The following is a 292-nucleotide window of genomic DNA, read 5'->3' on the forward strand; positions in this document are numbered from 1 at the left end:
GAGGGCATCAGCGACCCCAGCCTGAAGGCCGCCCTTGAGCGCCTGGCCAGCCGCAGCGACAGCCAGACGCCCTGACCCGGAACTACTGCGTACCCTTGCGCCGCAGGCTGGCCGGGGTGAAGTAACTCGCCGGCGGCGGCGACAGATGGTACTGGCGCGGCGCCTTCTCGTTGTTGCGCAGACCGATCACCGTATAGCTGCGGGCGATCAGGTCGTGGTAGACGATGTTCACCGGGGCGATGACCGGCACCTCGTAGGCATTCTTGGTGAACGCCAGGTTGACGTGCCACAG

The 292-nt window shown here is 66.4% G+C and carries 1 protein-coding gene; it reads right to left on the reverse strand.

Going from position 1 to position 292, the window contains the following annotated elements; genetic code table 11:
- Window positions 1–82: 82 nt before the first annotated feature.
- Window positions 83–292: DUF1329 domain-containing protein (locus J0A65_RS27090; protein WP_206597251.1), on the reverse strand; the 210-nt coding region annotated here is incomplete at its 5' end.

The sequence above is a fragment of the Bowmanella yangjiangensis genome (assembly GCF_017255015.1).
GTDB classification, from domain to species: Bacteria; Pseudomonadota; Gammaproteobacteria; order Enterobacterales; family Alteromonadaceae; genus Bowmanella; species Bowmanella yangjiangensis.